This window comes from Buttiauxella gaviniae ATCC 51604, from assembly GCF_001654835.1.
Classification (GTDB): Bacteria; Pseudomonadota; Gammaproteobacteria; order Enterobacterales; family Enterobacteriaceae; genus Buttiauxella; species Buttiauxella gaviniae.
In genome coordinates, this window is sequence record NZ_LXEP01000073.1 from 1 (window position 1) to 1,858 (window position 1,858).

At 59.3% G+C, this 1,858-nt stretch carries 1 protein-coding gene; it reads right to left on the reverse strand.

The genetic code is table 11. The features are described 5' to 3' along the window. Positions 1-1,849 (reverse strand): inverse autotransporter beta domain-containing protein (locus tag M977_RS23690; RefSeq protein ID WP_064519601.1); only part of this gene is annotated, 1,849 nt, incomplete at its 3' end. Between the last annotated feature and the right edge of the window lie 9 nt (positions 1,850-1,858).

Sequence of the window (1,858 nt, forward strand, 5' to 3'; positions counted from 1 at the left end):
CCTTCAGGGTGACACTGTAAACGCCATTATCTTCTGTGACCGCTGACACGCTCGTCCCCGTCACGCCCTCAACGGTAAAAGCAATATCCTTCAGCCCGCTCACCTTTTCGCCCAGGCTGTTGAGTGCCGTAAACGTCAGGGTGGTCTGCGTGCTGTCGTCCGCCGGAATAGTGGCCGGTGCTGAGACCAGGGTGGATTTTGCGCTGTCAATCGCCAGTGAAGACGATGTCAGGCTGAGGGTCTGAGGCGCCAGTCGGATGTCCTGAATGACCGGCGTGACAGAAAGCGTGCCCGCTGACACCCCTGCCGTCACGGTCACCGTATACATCCCGGGCTTGCCTTCTTTCACACTGCTGTAACTGACATAACCGTCACCTGACCGGGCCGGACCGGCTGCAGTCAGTGGCTGGAAACTGTCCGGGAAGCTGAAGCTGTCAGCCAGTCCGGTGACCGGGTTTCCGGCCGAGTCCTGCAGTGAAAAGGTCATCACGGTGGAGGAAACACCATCTGCCGGCAGCGTCTGTTCCGCCAGGCTGACTGTGGAATGTGCCGCATCAACTGCTGCGCCCTCCACCGTCACGGTCATCGTGACACTTTCAGAGCGGTTGCCTTTGATGTCATACGCCACCGCACTGAGGGTATAACGGTTATCACCGCCCGGAATATAAGACGGTAACTGCACCTGCCACTGCTGTGGGCTGAGTGCGGTCATTTTCCCACCGGCCGCCTCCAGCAGAGCAGCGCTCCATTCAATACGGTCAAACGGGTGTTTTGTGGTCACCTGCACAGGAACAGGCAGTATCTGACCCGCCTTCCCGTGCAATGTGTCCGGCAGCGATAAATGAATCACCTCTTGTTTACGGTAATCCAGGACGATGTTGTTATTGCGCTCCACCAGGTCCAGACGGGTGGCCGACAGGGAACGGGATAACGCCACAGAAGATGGGGAAAGCTGGGAAGACAGTGAATCACCGAAACGCCAGGTGAACTGAGCCTGATACTGCCAGTCATCCACACCGTTGCTGTTGCGGTAATCCGCCCCCAGTGTCACTAACGGAACCGGGGTGTAGTTCAGCCCGACCGTCCACGCCTGAGGGTTTTTCTGCAGCGTATCTTTGTTGATAAGGGCCACATTGTCGCCCCGGTATTGCTCATACTTCAGCGTCCCGCCCAGTTGCGGGTAAGCCGGCAGCCACGCGCTCGCGGCCACGTCAAACCCGTTGGCCGGACGCTCATCATAATCTTCTAAATCGCGCGACTGGTGCCAGTCAGTCAGGCCAACGTAAGTGTTGGCTGACAGTTTCAGATAATCTGTCCAGGCTTCACCGCCGATACCCAGCCGGCGGTTATTGCCGGTGATGTCATTATCCAGGAAGGTGTTCATGCCATACATCCAGCCGTTCCGGAAGAGACGCACACCCAGCCCGCTGTTGAGCGTGTTACGGCTGTCCTTGTGACGATACCCCAGCTGTGTGAACAGCACATCCTGCCCGTTGTCGTAAAGAGGAACCAGCAGGTCAACGGCACTGTCCTGCAGGGAGAATTTTTCATCGGTGCCCAGCTGGACGCGGGCCGTACCAAACTGATTCAGCCAGCCCTGAACGGCCTGTTCACCGGCTGCCGTGGCCGCCCCCGTGGCGTACGTGCGCGCCCATTGTCCGGTGGCGACATCCGACAGCTGCGACTGTGCCGCACTGTTGCCCGCGGCCGCCAGCCACTGGGAAACACCGTCCGTCTCCGTGGTCGGGACAGCAGGGGTCTGAGCCGGGTGCGGGCCGACAAGCGGGTCGCTCTGATGAACGGAATGAGCGGTTGTTCTGGCATGAACGGCAGGCGTAAACGCGGCCATGAGAGGCAG